The organism is Microcoleus sp. AT3-D2 (genome assembly GCF_036705715.1).
GTDB lineage: Bacteria > Cyanobacteriota > Cyanobacteriia > Cyanobacteriales > Microcoleaceae > Microcoleus.
Genome location: NZ_JAUBVE010000058.1, coordinates 1 through 16,786, shown reverse-complemented (window position 1 = coordinate 16,786; position 16,786 = coordinate 1). Strand labels below are relative to the sequence as shown.

Sequence of the window (16,786 nt, the reverse complement as noted above, 5' to 3'; positions counted from 1 at the left end):
GAAAAAACTGAGTTTTTAGTTAGTATAAAATCAAGTCGGGTCAATTAACCATAATTCTTGTAGGGGCAGGTTTACCGGGTTTTCTCATTGGTATTAGAGATTTTAATTAAACCGCCACTACAGAAATTACTCAAATAACCCATAACACCTATTTTATTACTTGACAACCCGCAATCGCACACTAACTGTGGCAATTCCACCTTGTCGCATCAAAACTGCTGAAACCCACCGATTTTCAGGCGTAGCCGGAGCTTTACCTACTTTAAAAATTCCCCCGGAATTTAGCAACTCCAGCTCGACTTCTGAGGGATTAAAAAAGGTTTTTTCGGTAATGGGTTCCTCCAAAACAGTCCCTATTAAAATATCATCGCCGATCGGCTCTCGCACAATGGCATCAAAATAGTAATCTTCGCCCACCTTAACTTGCTCCGGCACATTCACTTCAATTGTGGGAGGATTTTGGCCCGAACTAAGCTGAGTTTGTTCTGCTAAAATCTCTTGACTAACTATTTTTTCACCTTCAAAGCGCTGCTGGGAACGCATGGTAGCTTTGAGAGTTAATTCTCTGCCATCCTTTTTTTGAGTGCCGGCAATTGTAGTTACGGTTTCAGCGACAATGGCGCTACCTTCGGTGTTCCAAGATTTGATCTCGGTGCGGTAATTTAAACTCGGATATCGATCCCAGAGTTGGGTAAGGGCTTTTGCCATGCTTTGGCTGTTTAACCCGTCAGAATGAGTGAAATTCTGGCTGTAAAATGCCATAACTGCTTTGACATCGCGCCGATTGGCCGCTGCGTCAATTTCTGTTAGCAGTTTTGTGAGTGAGGCCGGCGCATTTGCAGGGGTTTGGGCGATCGTTCGGGGAGTCGCCGCGATCGCACCGATCGCTCTTACCGCACTCGGATGCAGCACGCCAGCACTTACCACTGTTAAACATAACAACATTTGAGCGATCGACTGCCCGCAGTTAAAGCCAAAAACGATCGCCCGTTGGCGCAGCCCTCGAAGAGGATCGGCTTTTTCGTCCCGACGGCTGGAAAAATACTGAGATGCACTTGGCACTAAATTCAAAAAATTACGCATTAGGTGATAATTTGGTTATTTGTCAGGAGTCGTGGCGCGGGCAACTGTTCGCCTGCAACGAAAACTGACAACGGAAGGACGGACACGGCACAATCTAATTTTAGATTGCTGATTTAAAATTGGCTGAAACTGCCGGAATAATAAGCATAATAATCTAAAACCTCAAATATAAAATCGATTAACCTGTGGAACTTGTACTTGTAAAAGAAACAAAGACCTTGACAAAAGCCCCCCTTCGGTTGTTGGTTGCAGCTAGCGGCACTGGTGGACATTTATTTCCTGCGATCGCCACCGCTAGTCAGTTGAACGACTGTCAGATCGAATGGCTGGGAGTCCCAGACCGCATGGAAACCGAGTTAGTTTCATCCCTTTACCCCCTCCACACGATCGCGGTTGAAGGCTTTCAGCAGCGATTTGGACTAGGTACAGTGCGAATTTTGGGCGGACTCGTCGGCTCGATCCTTCATGTGCGGAAGTTGCTCAAAGCGGGAAATTTTCAGGGAGTCTTTACTACCGGCGGTTACATCGCAGCACCTGCAATTCTAGCGGCTCGTTCTTTGGGTTTGCCGGTGATTCTCCACGAATCTAATGCCATTCCGGGGAAGGTGACACGCTGGTTTAGTCCTTTGTGCACTGCTGTGGCGATCGGATTTGAAGCAGCAGCCCAGCATTTACCCCGCGCGAAAACCGTTGTTGCTGGTACGCCCGTGCGATCGCAATTCCTGACTCGCCAACCTCTAAATTTGCCAATTCCTGACAGTGTACCTGTAATTTTAGTCATGGGCGGCTCTCAAGGTGCTGTCGCAGTCAATCAGTTAGTGCGCCAGTGTGCTCCGGCTTGGTTTGATGCTGGTGCTTGGGTGGTTCACCTGACAGGAAATAATGACCCGGATGCTGAGAGTTTGAAACACGAGCAATATTTGTCGATGCCATTTTACGACAATGTGGCGAGTTTGTTGCAGCGAGCGAATTTAGCAATTAGTCGATCGGGCGCGAGTGCTCTGACAGAATTAGCAGTGACGGGCGTACCTTCTATTTTAATTCCTTTTCCTCACGCGGCTGACGACCACCAAAGATTTAATGCGGAAGTATTTGCTAAAGCCGGCGCCGCCGTGGTATTCCGTCAAAGCGAACTGACAGCAGATGTGTTGCAAAGCAAAGTGTTGTATTTGTTAAGAGATTCCGAATATTTGGCAAAAATGTCTCAAGCAGCTTCTGAATTAGCAGTGAGAGACAGTACAGAACGTTTGGCTAATTTGGTCAAACAATTAGTGGTGAGGTGATATTTTTTAGGAGTTTTAAGCGGAGATGAACGCAGATGAACGCAGATGAAGACTGATGTTTTACGCGATATGGCAGTGGATGAATTTAACTACCGATTCTAATCCTTCTTTGGTCTTCAGGTTAGTAAAAACAAAAGGTTTGTCGCCGCGCATTTTTTTCGCGTCCCGCTCCATCACGCCTAAATCTGCTCCTACATAAGGGGCGAGGTCTATTTTATTAATTACCAACATATCAGATTTAGTAATGCCTGGCCCGCCTTTGCGGGGAATTTTATCGCCTGCAGCGACATCGATTACGTAAATTGTTAAATCTACTAACTCCGGGCTAAAAGTTGCCGCCAAGTTATCGCCGCCACTTTCGACAAATACTAAATCTAAATCAGTGAATTTTTGTTCTAACTCTTCTATCGCTACTAAGTTAATAGAAGCATCTTCGCGGATGGCTGTGTGGGGACAGCCTCCCGTTTCTACGCCCAAAATTCGATCGCTCTCTAAAGCTTGACTGCGAACCAAAAACTGGGCATCTTCCTGAGTATAGATATCATTGGTAACTACAGCAATCTGGTATTGCTGCCGCAGCGCTTTGCACAAAGCATCCAGTAAAGCAGTTTTGCCCGAACCAACCGGCCCAGCAATTCCTACACGAAAAGCACCCATAGCGATTTTAGATTTTAGATTTTAGGTTTTCAGATTTTTAACTGCGAAACAACCGAGTGTACTGAGTTTCGTGCGCCATGCTAGCCAGTCCTAATCCCCAACTGCAACTCCCAAGCTCATCATCTTCTAATTTTAAAACTTCTTGCGCCGTACAGCTAATTTGAAACTGCAAATCTAACAGTAACTGTTGACCGGCTGTTTGACCGAGGGGAATCAGTTTCACGCCCGCACTCGCCAAATTGGCAGCCCAACTGTACAAATGTCCTAACACGGCCGCTTCTTCTTCAATCTGCCAGGTTGCCGCGGCAATGCCAAAGCCGATCGCAAAATTACATGGATTGCCACCAAATTCCACCAAATCTTTTACAGATATCGTTAATTTAGAAGGTACGGGCGAGCGCAAATCCAGCAGCAACCTGACCAAAGTCCGCCCCATTTGCCAACTTTGCAAGCGCAACTCTTCTGTTTCCTTAGCAGCAGTAGCCCAAGCATTCCAGTAATTCAAAGCCGTCAAATCCCCTATCTGTGCCGCCCTCAAAGCCCGTACCACCACAGCAGCTTCTACTCGTACAGCCCCGAATTGCAGCGAATTTTCTAACCAATTCCTCAAAGTAATCTCGCTGTCGATCGCACCGGTTTCTACCAGACTTTCGATTCCCTCAGAATAACTATAAGCTCCCACAGGTGCAAAAGCTAACTGCAACAAAGATAAAAGTTGATTGTTGAGGGTTGACTGTTCACTGTTCACTGTTGACTGTTGACTGTTGACTGTTGACTGTTATTTGTTGGTTACAAGGCCCAATGCCCAATTCCCCATTCCCCATTCCCCATTCCTAATGGCTGTGCCCGTAAGCGCCCATTTCTGGCTGAAACGGCACAATTTCCTCTGTTACTTCCAAACCCATTTTTTCCAGCATTCCCTGCAACACAGGGTCGGGAGAAAGCCTTAAATAATTATCGGCAACTTCTAAAGCTACGTGACGGTTTCCTAAATGATAAGCCGCCCGCATCAGTAGCAGCGCAGTTGAGGCCCGCGCTGTCAGCACCGATTCGGGTTTTGCACTTACCAGTACCAAACAGCTACCGTCTTCCGACTGCAATAAATCCCGATCGCGCAGTACCGTACCTCTGGGCAAACTCAGGTGCAGCCTTTCCCCCGTCTCTGTTTGGAATCGGTGACGGCTGCGAGTGCGATCGTCGGCTGTCATCGGTAAAGTAAAGCTGACAATAGCATCGGGATTTGCAGGCAAATGTTTGGTGAAAGTTAGCATTTTTTTATTCTATTCCTCAGAGCAATTCACTTGACATTGAGTTTTTGAGGAATATCTTTTTTATAGCCGAAGGAATAAGGAAGACAGAAGTTCCAATCTTCAGCTCATGTTTCAGGAATTAAAAACGTTTTAATGGTCTTGGCGATCGCTATATCTCATTGCGATTTACAGCAAGTTGAAAAATATTCATCTTTCTGACTACTCCCGTTCTGGCATTGTTACCAAATTTATGTTATTTTGTCAAGCACTTAATTGCAGACGATCGCTTTTTTTTCAAAAAATTTTGCCTACCGTCTAGGAACTCGAACAATTTAAATCTCCAATATATTGTTGGGGGGAGGTAGCGCTTAGGCATCCTGTCTGCCCTGAACAAGCTTTTATGGAGAAGTCTAATAGAACGGGAGAGGAAGAAAGACTCAAACCCTCAAGCTTATTGATTGCCCGCTTGTTGCAGTCGCAGGAGCTCGGCTTGAATTCGCTGTTTGACTGCCGGGTCCGCTTGCTGGAGCAAAGTAAGCTGGTTGAAGCGACTAACTGTCAAACCATTGGTTTCGATAACTTTTTTAGCTTGTTGGCAATAATTCACCGCGATGCCGCGAACACCACCAGACAACCTATTGATTTCCTGAGTTTCGTTGCACACTACTCTGGGAACCGAACCCCCAGCCATTCCTTTAATTTCATTATAAGCTTCCACCCGTCTCGGTTCTATTGCCAACACAGCACGAGCGTAGCTAGTAATTTCTTCGCTGCTAATTTCTTGAGCTTGGGCTGCGGCTCCGAAAACGAGGCTTGGGGATTGTCCATACAAACCGGGCGCCCATCCGCTAGCTAAAGCTGCGGCAGAAAAGATGCCAAGCAACAGCGATTGTCGCAGCATCCGGTTTATGCCAAATTTAGAGGTGTTTAGTGAGGTGTTCATGGTCGTCGGTGATTGATTGCGTGTAGATAAAAATGACACAGCGCTTGGAGGCTCAATCTTTTTGAATAATGTGGTGGGTAAAAAGTTCCTGCTGTTGGTGACTATTTTGAATTCCAGCAGGAAAGTTGGGGAGTTGCTACGACGATCGACTTTTTAGCAAATTCGATAATTTCATTCTAACATCTGTGGGAAGTTGACAAAATTCAAACTTTAGATAGTAATTTTAATTACAGAGCGTTACCGAATTGCCTCTCCGAATAATTCTAAAAGCGCAAATATTAAATAATTCTAAAAGTTATTGACAAATTACTCGCCTTAATTACTCTCATCAAGGTACGCCCTGGCAAAGCTATCTTCCCGCAAGGGTTCCCGTTCCCCGTAGGGGTTCCCGTAGGGTAGGGTAGGGAAGGGCCTGGAAGGCTAGGTCAATCGATTTTAGATTTTAGATTTTAGATTTTAGATTAAAGAATTGAAGCATTGACCCCACGGATAAATTGGGGGGCTCCTTTATCGGATACAGGTTTTTTATTTCTGGACGGATGAATCCGGGGGCTTGTATCTTGGATGCTTTCGGTCAAAGTTAGCAGCAATCGCACTCATCAATTGCGGCGATGATTTATTTAATGTTAAGCAGTGGTGCATTTGTCGATCGAGAAAATCCGCCACTGGTTTGGCGGCTGACAGAGCCAGAGCGGGAACAAAAATCATGTTTTACTACCCGAAGATAGAGACAGCAGCAGGGAAATAGACATTAAAATATTGTTATCAAAATGCGCGCTATCTGTTTTCGCCAGTCAACGCGCAGGTCTTCGATTCCAGTTCTCGCTTCCTCCAGTTTGGGGCTGTGAAAACTTGTCTGGGAGTTACCCAGAAACCTGGTTTTTCTACGAAATAAAATTGTTAGAGCCACCAGCAAGAGCAGACAAACCCGGAAATCTGGAATTTTTGACCCACAGTTTTCTTGTCATCTCGACCGCAGATAGCGAACTTTGGCAAGCCTTCTCGCAGCAATTTAACAATTATTAATTACCCATTGCCCATGAAAAGTCAAAAAGAACTTTGGCGAGTTATCCTCGCAGTAGCTATCAGTATTGTAGGCGTGCTGCACTTTGCAGTACCCGCACCTTTTATCAGAATTGTGCCACCCCAGCTTCCTTACCCGGAAGCCTTGGTTTATATCAGCGGTTTTTTCGAGATTTTGGGGGGAATTGGGCTGTTAGTTCCTCCTGTCAGCAGGGCGGCGGCGTGGGGATTAATTGCCTTGTTTATTGCCGTGTTTCCAGCTAATATTAATCAAGCCGTCAACAACATTCCGATAGAAGGGATTCCCCACAACCAATTACTGTACTGGTTGAGGCTGCCTTTTCAAGCTGTCTTCATTGCTTGGGCCTGGGTTTATACCCAACCAGACGAAGGTAAACCCCGGGCTTCTATAGTTCCAGATAGAACAGAAAACGCCCGATGAAGCAGTTCGACTACCATGCGGATTTTAAGAACATCGACTTTCGACAGCACCCGGAACTTTATCGGGTAGGGAAAGGAGAACAGGGAGTGCTGTTGGTTGAACCCTACAAAGAAGAAATTCTGCCTTTCTGGAGAGTTAAGACTCCTGAAATTGCCAGGGAGTCCAGCAGCAAAATTTACTCCTTGTTTTTAGAGTATCTCGATCGCGAAGATTTTGTTGGGGCCGACATGGCTCGCAAGTTCTTGCAGATGGGGTATACTCGATCGCGTCGCTACGCCAACCACAAAAGCGGCAGAAAATACCAGCAAAACCCTCAAAAGCTGAAGTCTGTTGCTGAGCAAAGCGCCGCTCGAAAAGATATTTTGCCACTACAAGCAGATCCGGTGAAAGCAGAATCCGCCGCCATTTTTCAAGAGAAATGGATGCTGGCCAAAATCAATGAGAAATATCTCCAGCTTTTAGCCAGACACCGGCAGATGTACGAATCTTATTTAGTCAAGTCTGAGGATTGACATACAGTTACAAAAACTCAGAAATCACAATTTAGCCCCCAGGCAGTAGTAAAGTTGTGCTTGACTATTTGGGGGCCGCATTGATCGAGGGTTGTCCTATAACTTACTCATCATCTTCTTCCGCCTGCCACTGCCGCCAAATTTCAAAGGCATTAAAGCCCCTGTATTGCAGGTAATTCAAGACTTTGCCCTTGGTTTTCGGATCTGCTTTACGCCAAGTATCGATCTTGTATTTCCGCATGACTTTGGCTTTTAATTCGGCCAGTTTTTCTGCTTCGGAGTCCTGATTTTCGGCAATTTCTTCTTCCCAGACTTGCTCGAACAAATCGTTGGTAATTCCTTTTTGCAGGCACTTGCGCTTGATGGCAGACTTACCGTATTTGCCTGCAGCAGAGGCGATCGAGTTTGCCACCAAGCGAGTGTCGGACTGATAGCCGCGGTCTTGAATTTGCGCGATCGCCTCCAATATTTCCTCATTGCCAAAACCTTTCTCTTGCCCCTTTTTGCGAAGTTCAGAGGCACTGTAGTCTTTGCGGGACAAGAGAAAATAGAAATAGTCAAGACAGCTCATCAGTTAAATCGAAGGGTGGCGCGCAAATACTCGTGTAGCGAATGCAAAATCCAGTCGCCTTGCCCGAGGCTGACTGCATCGCGATCGCCTTTATTCTTCTGTATCCTCCTCTTCATCATCCAATTCCACATCCGGTCTGTCCACATCGATCTGAATCAAGCGAATGTGCTTGTATCCGAGCTTAATTTCAAACTCGTCTCCGGGCTTTAATCCCATTTCTTGGGTATAATTTGCCCCGATCACGATCGAACCATTCTTGTGAACGCTAGCTCGATAACTCGCTTCTCGTCCGCGTCCGTCTGCTTTAGACTTCTCTAGCTCAATGCCCTTAGCAGCTAACACTGCATCGTAAAACTCAGCCAGATTAATCCGGGTTTCTCCACTTTTGCTGACAGTGAAGTAGCCGCAAAGCTTTGCAAGTTCTCTGCGCGGCAAATCACTGCCTTTGATTTTTTGAAGCAGACCTTTTCCTGTTAAGGGTGCTGTAGCTGTTTCTGCCATTGACCGTACCTCGCTTATTGGACTTTACTTATATCAATTACAACACATTAGATTAACTTTGTTTCACTGTCAATACTAAGAATTCTGAATATTAAGATTCTGGATAAATTTCTGCAGCCTCAAGACTGGGGGTGCAAGTAAGGATGCTCGAAGGGCGATCAATTTGCCGATCGTGGCCCAAATCCTTGCGTAAGCCTCAGAGCGATCGCGCGGGAAATTATTGTGGCAAATTAAATGCTTTACTTTTTTACACTAAAGTCTGTTCCCTGCATTCACCAATCCCTGATCGAGTCTGTGGTCAAGGTAAAAACAAGACAGCCATGAATCGAAATACCTAGAGCGCGGCCGCTGCAAATCTGCCGAAAGCATTTACCGGCCGGGGTTAACTTTTACCTCAACAAGGGGAGACAGCACTTGTTCTTGATGCCCCTGCCAGCTACTTGCAAAACCAGTTTACAAAAAGAATCCAACTGTAGGCCCGTGCTCCAAACCCTTATGGAATAAGTCATTCCCAATTCTTCAATCTAAAATCTAAAATCTAAAATCTAAAATGGTATAAACCCTATTTTTCGGGCTGGAAATCCCCTCAAAACCCCAAATACCAACGAGCAATCTTCTATTAAGGTGTTGGGCATATAACTTGCACAGAACGCAGTCTGGGGAAGGCAATCCGGTAAAAATTGCAGGAAATTTTACCGATTCGTTGAACGGGTTTAAGCTAAAACCCGACTCAATGGGCGCGGCGGCAGAAACATCGGACAGCAACTAGGAGGGGAATAGTTTTGATCGGGCGAGATTGCTTCGCGACTCTTAACACTTCGCCACGAATCAGTAGATGTCTAGGGGGAACTAGGAAAAATCTTCCTCCTCCGGCCCCAAGGCAGAGAATTTGAGGTTACTTCCACAGGGGAATTGAGAAAGAGCGAGTTAAATGCACCACAGCTTAAATGTTTGATGCACTACAAATTAGCAGCGGTTCCCGACAAGGAGTTTTTATGGAAATGTATTGGTTTCCACTCGTGGCCTGTAAACGGCAATACTCTCAAAATTTATGCACCAACTGGAGGGGCCCGTCAAACTCACAGCCGCTTCCATAATTAATTATTGTAAAATAAGCGCGCTGAGGGTGAGGACGTTCTTAATTGTGGCAACTCTGGCTTTTATTGTCTTGTGCCGAATGACGAATGCTCCCGCTGCCGAATCAGCCAGCTCAAAAACGCATACAAGCCACCGACTCCTGTCGTGGAGAGAGCAAAATTTTAGAGTCTTGTTCCTGTTCCCAGATTCATCTGTGGAGTAAATCTAAAATCTCCAATTGTTCGACTCAGGGCTCAAGCCGAAGTCTAAAATCTACAATCGCCTGACGAATTTCATATCAAACAGTCCCGGACTTACTCTCTCGACGAGAAACCCGGTTTCTTCCTAGATGCTTGGTTGCGCTGCTGCTTATTTTCGGTAAAAACCGACTTGATGAAGGTAAGTCCGAGATTTGATCGAGCAGTATACTTTTGATCACTTTGCCAGCGGCAGCCTATAACGAATGACCAGCAAAAACCCCACCCAGTTTGGAGCCAGGCCAAGAGGGTCTACATTCAGCATTGCAGTCGGCGATCGCTTTTAGTGACGTTGTTGCAGGTAATTTTGCGACAGGGGAGTCCGTACCGCCGGCAGTAACTCTTCAGGTTTCGTGCCTCGCTGGTTCGAGTACCGCCACCCAAAAAAGCCAGCACTCAAAGCAACGGGCAACAAGCAAAGCATCAGGGCGACAGATTTTTTCAACCCCGGTTTTTTTAACGGTTTCTGAGTCGCGGCAGCGGCGCCAGTTGCTTGGATCGCCGAACATTCAGAATTAGGAATAGAGGACGGCGAAGCCGTCGGTGAGTTCGGTGAATTAGTAGCCTCGGCTCGATCGTTCTGGTGAACCCAATCCCGACGATCTTTTAATTGGTTGGGATATTCCCAGACTTCGCCGTCAGAATTGTCTGACTCATGCGATCGATTCGCTGAGATTGGGGGGTATTGGGCGATCGCCGAAACCGAAGACGGGGCCTTCCATTCTGTACCCGCGAGCGCTGGTTGCGTTCCCGACGCGATTATGTGCACCATAGAACCCGATGTCGCACTGTGGGCTGGGCCGCCGGTCAAATAGCCGTCAAAGTCCGGGTGCTGGTAGAGAATGGGCAAAGCCCAGTATAGCTGGTGAGAACCGTAGGCAGAAATTAGCCCAGCTCTGGCCCGGCTCAGGCTGAGATCGACTGGATAGCCTTGATTGAGGTTGCGGTAAAACAACCGCGTCAGAGTTAGGGCTACATCGTCGGGGATGCTTTCTGCCATTGCTAGCACTGCCGGAATGCCCCGCTTGACTAGAGCTTCGGTTAAGTTCCGTTCCGGGCTGTCGTCCGCGAGGTCTGAGGGGTCGCCGTAGGCGCCGCGGCAGGAGTTGAATACGGCCATCTGAATACCGTTGTTAACGAGCAATCCAGCTAAGTCGTCGCCACTGAGGGTTTCGGTTAAGCCGGTGCGGCTGCTGACTAGGTAGAGTTCTCCACCTCTGGAACCTAAGTTGCTGTGGCCTGCGTAGTGCAGGACTTGGTAGTGTCCTTGTTCTAGGGCTTGGGTAAGTTGTTCTCGATCGGGCTGTTCGAGAATAGTCAGTTGAATTTCCGGGGAGTGGGGGCTGTTTTTGAGAGGATTACCCGTGCGGTTTTCGAGTTCTTGTTGCAGGTGGAGCACTTCTCGCTTGAGCTGCAAGCTGTCTCGATCGCTCGGAGAGGCGATCGCCATTAAAATTTTTAGTGGCCCGCCACTAGGCAGTATCCGGGTTTGCTTGAACAAACTTGTACCTGGTTGGTAGCGAGAAAACACGACATCGGTGCCGGTTGCCAAAGGGCGATCGCCGGCGTGCAGAACTTCCCACGGCAGACGCGGCAAGCGTCGGCCTTTGAGTCCGAGTCGCAGTTGCAGCACTTCTCGGCGGTGCTGGGCGATGCCTTGAGCGCAAGTCCAGCTATCGCGCAAGTTTCCTTGAAACAGCCCGCTGTATAATTGTTGCCCCAGGGCTACTAAATTCGGCGCACAGTTGTGTCCCGAACGGGAGATCCCGCGACCCGCAAAACTGCTTCCCTGTACTGCTTTTCCCTGGAGCAAGCCCACCAGCGGGTCGTTCATCAGTTGAGCAGACAGTGCAAGCCATTCGTCGATCGGCCAGCGGACTTGTTGTTCGGCTAAGGGTACACCGGGTGCAACCCTTTCTGTCCGCACTAGATATTCGTCGTCCCCAACAGGGGTGACTGAGAGTTGAAATTCCTGGCTCACGGATTTAGCGCCCTCCCGCCTTAATTCTGAATTTGCCTGCGTCTTTGTGGCTAGCAATAGCACTCGGCAACATATTTTTTACTCTTTTAATCAAAGTTTCTGAATTCGCTTCCCCCGATCGGGCGATCGCTAGGGTCATATATATTTGTTCAAACACTTTGAGGATATAAAAGTTGTACTTTAATAACAGTTTATTAGTTTTGATTGCCCTGTGGCTCGATGAAAGCCGAATTTTCTCCAATCTTGCTATCTTTGACATTTTGCACCTCTACCGCAGACCCCTTTAGATTCGTCGTGAACTTGAGTTTCTCATTGCTGAGTAAAGTTAAATTGGAGGCACTTTACCAGGCGGATCTCTAGTTCTTATTAAAATTACTTCGGCTCTCGCCAACCGCTTTCAGGGTAATATCGCAGGCAAAGTTGAGTATTTCTTTTTTTTTTGCGATCAGTCGATCGGTCTTTACCGCTTATCCTCTACCACCAACCCCCCATGTGTAATCTTGATTTTGTGTCAATTAATTAATTGGTCAGCCCTGGGTTCTCATCCGTAAGCCCTCCGCCCTCATCCTTAAGACCTCAGTGGCGATCGGTAATCGATAGTTGACGATCGATAATTGCTAATAACTTATTGCTAATTTACCGCTTTTATGATATAGAAAACTTTTAATTTAACTCTCTTAATTTAGTTAAAGTTAAGCAGCAAAAATAAACGTAAGCAGCCAAGAACTCTCAACAATACAACGGCAATCAAATTATTCCGGTACTCTCCAGCAACCATCATTTTTGGCATCTAGAGGATTACGCCTCATCAGGCCGGTTTCTCGGAGAATTATTGGATTTGGTAGCCAAGCCTCTACAAAGCAACTGGGTTTCGCAGCCTCGCCGTGGGTCATTCTCGCTCAAAATGCCGATCGAGCTTGCAACTGTCACCAAAAACTACTTCTGATCCTTTACTATATTTTGGTAAATTTTACAATCAGTCTTGGGATAGATATATTTCGACAGAACTCTTAGTATTGATCAAAAAAAATCTCTGTTGGCGAGTTTTTCTCGCTGCGAGAGAAAATAGTGCAACAACTAAAAATTAGAACAAATATTTGCCCGGGCGAATTATCTAAATTTCTAATTAATCATCGGGAACTAAAATTAGGAGGGTGCAGTCGTTTAGTCAAGAGATTCAAATCCTAAGTCAGGGAAGGATTTGTCAAAGCTGGGAGTGTTACAAAAATTTAATACACCAGCCTCGATCAGAAAAAAAGCAAGGGTAGAAGTTGGGGGATAAAGGTTTTGGGTAGTTATTTAGGAGTTGTCAGTTGCGAGTTTAAATTCAGCTAATTCACTGTAGAAATTACTTAGAGAATCTACAATCAGGGGCCCTTCGGCGCAGCTTACTGTAGAAATTACCGAGAACATCTCAAATGCTCGGCGCTTCGGCGCAGTAATTACAGTGTAGGTGGCGGATCAATTAATTTTGGTACGCAATTGCAGAATATAAAACTCGCAACAGAGCGAAAAAAACCTTGCGGTTTAAGTGGCATCTATAAAAGATAGAGATGAGGAAACTAGCTCCTCTAGCAGGCGAAAGCATGAAGTTAAAAATTTTTCTTCTGCTGTCTCCTGTTTGCTGATAAATTGATTCTAAGAACCTTACCTTTTTTTGGGAAACATCAACAATGGAACCAGATGCAATGTTGTTAGAAGAAGGACCGGGAACACTTTTTCCCGTTCAAGATGAAACACAAAAGCCTGTCGGGGATTTAGGCGACGACAGCTCTACAATTTCCGATGAGGATTTAGCCCAGTTAATTCAGGTAGCGCTCTCCGAAAACACTGACGGCCTTACCACCACATTTCCAGCTCTGTCTAACGGCGTAGTGGAAGAAGGTACTACTGATGACAGCCAAATGGCGGAATCTACCAGCGTACTAGAAGAAGGTGTGGGCGACATAGATGACTTAGACGATGGCAGCGGCATCGAGCCCGGAACCGTCGTCGGTAGCGATGACGATGACCTCATTGTCGCCACCGGCGAGCAGGATAAGATATTCGGCAAAAGAGGCAAGGACGAAATCAAAGGAAACCGTCGCAAAAAAAATAAAATCTTCGGCGGTAAAGATGACGATGATTGCGAGGGCGGCGATGACGACGATGAAGTAAGAGGCGATCTGGGCAACGATACCGTCATGGGCGGCAAAGGCAAGGACACCCTTAACGGCGGTAAAGATAACGATACCGTGATGGGCGGCAGCGACGACGACATCTGCGAAGGCGATGACGGCGATGACTTGGTGCACGGCAACCAAGGAGATGATGACGTTGACGGCGGCGCCGGCAGCGATACCGTCTATGGCGGCAAAGGCGACGACGATTGTGAGGGCGGCGAAGGCAATGATGCCGTCAGGGGCGACACAGGCAACGACAACGTTAGCGGCGGCGACGGCGACGATACCGTTAACGGCGGCAAAGATAACGATACCGTTAGCGGCGGTGTAGGCAGCGACAACTGTGCAGGCGACGACGGCGACGACAACGTTAGCGGCGGCGACGACGACGACAACGTTAGCGGCGGTGCCGGCAACGATACCGTGATGGGCGACGACGGCGACGACAACGTTAGCGGCGGCGACGACAACGATACCGTGATGGGCGGTGACGGCAGCGATAACTGTGCAGGCGACGACGGCGACGACAGCGTGATGGGCGGCATCGGCGACGACAGCGTTAGCGGCGGTGCAGGCAGCGATAACTGTGCAGGCGACGACGGCGACGACAGCGTGATGGGCGGCGACGGCGACGATAGCGTGATGGGCGGTGCCGGCAACGACGTTTGCAGTGGCGACGAGGGCGACGACAGCGTGATGGGCGGCGACGGCGACGACAGCGTGATGGGCGGTGCCGGCAACGATACCCTCGTTACTGGCGGCGGCAATGACATGGCAGACGGCGGCGACGGCGACGACAGCGTTAGTGGCGGCGGCGACGGCAACGATACGCTGATGGGCGGCGACGGCAACGATACGCTGATGGGCGGTACTGGCAACCATACCTGTATAGGCGGTGCTGGAGCTGACGTTTATGTCGTGAGTAACAGTAACTCTCAGGCAAGTGCAGTCATCACTGACTTCGAGGACGGCAGCGACCAGTTTCTGCTGTTTGGCGACTTGAACTTTAGCAGCTTGACCTTTATACAAATCGGTGTCAATACCGAAATTCGGGTCAATAACTTCGCCTTGGCGCTATTGTTGAATGTCAACGCAACGCTGATCACTGCGGCCGACTTTTTGGGAGTTAATCCTCAAACTCCAACTCCAACTCAACCTCAAACTCCAACTCCAAATCAACCTCAAACTCCGATTTTTAACCCTGCGCGAGTCGAAGCTAATAATGGCTTGATTGCTGGTTCTGACGGCGGCGCGCAAACTATTACTTCTGAGTTGTTGCGGTATGTCGATGACGAGCAAGGTCCTGGCGGCACAGTCTTCAAGCTAACCGAGCTGCCCGATGCTACAACCGGCCAACTATTGTTGAATGGAGTCCCAGCACAAGTCGGTTCTACCTTCTCTCAAGCAGACATTAACGCAGGCTTGTTAACTTTCAAAGCGGCAGTAGGTTTTTTCGGTGCGCTTAGTTTTAGTTTTGACGTTGACAACGGCAAAAGAACTCTCATCAACCAGCGTTTTAGCTTGGATGTCCAGCAAAATGTCTTTAAGTTTGGTGGCACTACAGCACCTCAAGTTATTGTCGGTTCTGCAACGCTGGATAACGACATCGAAGGCGGCGATGGTGACGATAACATTACAGCCGGCAAAGGCAAAGACAAAATCATCGGTGGCAAAGGCAAGGACACAATTAAAGGCGGCGATGGCGATGACGATATAGACAGCGGCGATGACGATGATGATATCGAAGTTAGCCTAGGCAAAAACAAAATAAAAGCAGGCAAAGGCAACGACAAAGTTAAAGGCGGGGATGACGATGACGATATCGACGGCGGGGATGATGATGACGATATCGACGGTGGTAAAGGCAAAAACACACTAAAAGGAGGCTTGGGTAAGGACAAAATTCAAGGCGGCGATGACGATGACGATATCGACGGCGGCGATGATGATGACGATATCATCGGTGGTAAAGGCAAAAACAAAATAAAAGCAGGCAAAGGCAACGACAAAGTTAAAGGCGGCGATGATGAGGACGATATCGACGGCGGTGATGATGATGACGATATCGACGGCGGCATCGGCGATGACACCGTAATAGGCGGTGCTGGGAATGACACATTAACTGGAAATGAGGGCAATGACACGATCGAAGGCGGTCTAGGAACCAATAATCTGAGTGGGGGTAATGGGAAGGATACCTTTATTTACCTCACTTCCCGCCAAGAGATTCAAACAGTTGTAGAAGCTGACTTTATTACTGACTTTAATGTCGATGACGATGTTTTACAGCTTTCTACCGCAGCTTTTGGTAATCTCAGCGTTTCTAGTTTGACCCGACTGGAGATTACTGCTACTTCTACTGTTGGGTCGATCGGCAGCGCTAATTTGCTCGACTTTAGTGCTGATATCACCGTTAACAGCATCACCAGTTTGCAAGCGCGGTTTGTAGCTTTGGGTGGCAACTTAGACGCGCCTACTTTCTGTCAGTTTATAGATGCCGAGACCGGCCGTGCTGTACTGGTATTTAATGTTGCGGGGCGCTTTGAAATTGTGACCAGTTTCTCAGTCAACATTCGCCTGCAAGTCAGTAACTTTGTCTTCATCGGCGAGCCACTAAATGTTCCTGTCGGTACTGCTGGTGCTGACAATGTGAATTTCGGCACTTATCCGGCTGCAGTCAATTTCGATGGTTTAGCAGGCGATGACAACATTGTCGGCAGCAATTTTAACGATACCATCCTCGGTGGCGACGGCAACGATACCATCACCGGCGGCCTCGGTTTGGATGTCATAAGCGGTGGCAGTGGTGCGGATCTGTTTGTTTACAGGACAACTAAAGAAGGCGGCGATAAAATTTCCGACTTTACTGTTGGGGTGGACAAATTCGAGTTTAGCGCGAGCGCTTTCGGCAATTTGACTACGACTAACTTTGACGGTGTTAGCGGTTCAAATCCTGACATTACTGGTCAAGAGTTAGTGATTTTCACAGGCGGCAGTTATGCTTCTTTGGAAGAGGCACAAGCTACAGCCGTGGGCAATTCTAC

General features: G+C 47.6%; 15 protein-coding genes. 5 read left to right on the top strand and 10 right to left on the bottom strand.

The features are described from left to right. Positions 1–156: 156 nt before the first annotated feature. Positions 157–1,083: a nuclear transport factor 2 family protein gene (locus QUB44_RS21430; RefSeq protein WP_333370584.1), complete on the bottom strand. Its 927-nt coding sequence runs from the start codon at positions 1,081–1,083 to the stop codon at positions 157–159. Between the two features lie 218 nt (positions 1,084–1,301). Between QUB44_RS21430 and murG the strand changes: the two genes are divergently transcribed. After that, complete coding sequence (gene murG / locus QUB44_RS21425) at positions 1,302–2,366, top strand: undecaprenyldiphospho-muramoylpentapeptide beta-N-acetylglucosaminyltransferase (RefSeq protein WP_333370582.1); 1,065 nt, start codon at positions 1,302–1,304, stop codon at positions 2,364–2,366. Between the two features lie 60 nt (positions 2,367–2,426). On the opposite strand, the gene ureG is transcribed toward murG, so the two are convergent. The 5 genes from ureG to QUB44_RS21400 all read right to left on the bottom strand — a co-directional run bounded on the left by ureG (position 2,427) and on the right by QUB44_RS21400 (position 5,924). Next, positions 2,427–3,023, bottom strand: coding sequence for an urease accessory protein UreG (gene ureG, locus QUB44_RS21420; protein WP_333370580.1), 597 nt, complete (start codon positions 3,021–3,023; stop codon positions 2,427–2,429). Between the two features lie 37 nt (positions 3,024–3,060). Beyond that, on the bottom strand, positions 3,061–3,771 hold the full coding sequence (locus QUB44_RS21415; RefSeq protein WP_333370578.1) for an urease accessory protein UreF: 711 nt from the start codon (positions 3,769–3,771) through the stop codon (positions 3,061–3,063). Positions 3,772–3,856: 85 nt separating this feature from the next. Next, a complete protein-coding gene (gene ureE, locus QUB44_RS21410; protein WP_333370576.1) occupies positions 3,857–4,294 on the bottom strand; it encodes an urease accessory protein UreE in 438 nt (145 codons plus the stop codon). 430 nt (positions 4,295–4,724) lie between these two features. Then, the gene (locus tag QUB44_RS21405) at positions 4,725–5,216 is read right to left on the bottom strand and encodes a DUF4168 domain-containing protein (protein WP_333370574.1); all 492 of its coding nucleotides are present in this window, start codon (positions 5,214–5,216) and stop codon (positions 4,725–4,727) included. Between the two features lie 525 nt (positions 5,217–5,741). Continuing rightward, on the bottom strand, positions 5,742–5,924 hold the full coding sequence (locus QUB44_RS21400) for a hypothetical protein (RefSeq protein ID WP_333370571.1): 183 nt from the start codon (positions 5,922–5,924) through the stop codon (positions 5,742–5,744). 331 nt (positions 5,925–6,255) lie between these two features. On the opposite strand from QUB44_RS21400, the gene QUB44_RS21395 reads away from it, so the two are divergent. Together QUB44_RS21395 and QUB44_RS21390 are read left to right on the top strand one after the other, a co-directional pair. Further along, entirely contained in the window at positions 6,256–6,681 is a 426-nt protein-coding gene (locus QUB44_RS21395; protein ID WP_333167769.1) for a DoxX family protein, read from the top strand. Beyond that, a complete protein-coding gene (locus tag QUB44_RS21390) occupies positions 6,678–7,193 on the top strand; it encodes a DUF4385 domain-containing protein (RefSeq protein WP_333370569.1) in 516 nt (171 codons plus the stop codon). Before QUB44_RS21395 ends, QUB44_RS21390 begins: the two co-directional genes overlap by 4 nt. A 103-nt stretch (positions 7,194–7,296) precedes the next feature. Here the strand turns inward: QUB44_RS21390 and QUB44_RS21385 are convergent, their stop codons facing one another. Beyond that, complete coding sequence (locus QUB44_RS21385) at positions 7,297–7,764, bottom strand: regulatory protein RecX (RefSeq protein WP_333370567.1); 468 nt, start codon at positions 7,762–7,764, stop codon at positions 7,297–7,299. Positions 7,765–7,854: 90 nt separating this feature from the next. After that, positions 7,855–8,265: an AbrB family transcriptional regulator gene (locus QUB44_RS21380; protein WP_015177612.1), complete on the bottom strand. Its 411-nt coding sequence runs from the start codon at positions 8,263–8,265 to the stop codon at positions 7,855–7,857. A gap of 954 nt (positions 8,266–9,219) precedes the next feature. On the opposite strand from QUB44_RS21380, the gene QUB44_RS21375 reads away from it, so the two are divergent. Then, positions 9,220–9,366, top strand: a complete 147-nt coding sequence (locus tag QUB44_RS21375; RefSeq protein ID WP_333370565.1) for a hypothetical protein — start codon at positions 9,220–9,222, stop codon at positions 9,364–9,366. A gap of 516 nt (positions 9,367–9,882) precedes the next feature. Here the strand turns inward: QUB44_RS21375 and QUB44_RS21370 are convergent. Together QUB44_RS21370 and QUB44_RS21365 are read right to left on the bottom strand one after the other, a co-directional pair. After that, positions 9,883–11,580 (bottom strand): CHAT domain-containing protein, encoded by a 1,698-nt coding sequence (locus QUB44_RS21370; protein WP_333370563.1) that lies wholly within the window; start codon positions 11,578–11,580, stop codon positions 9,883–9,885. A 4-nt stretch (positions 11,581–11,584) separates the two neighbouring features. Beyond that, positions 11,585–11,839: a hypothetical protein gene (locus tag QUB44_RS21365; protein ID WP_333167776.1), complete on the bottom strand. Its 255-nt coding sequence runs from the start codon at positions 11,837–11,839 to the stop codon at positions 11,585–11,587. A 1,414-nt stretch (positions 11,840–13,253) separates the two neighbouring features. Between QUB44_RS21365 and QUB44_RS21360 the strand changes: the two genes are divergently transcribed. Further along, positions 13,254–16,786: cadherin-like domain-containing protein (locus tag QUB44_RS21360; RefSeq protein WP_333370561.1), on the top strand; the 3,533-nt coding region annotated here is incomplete at its 3' end.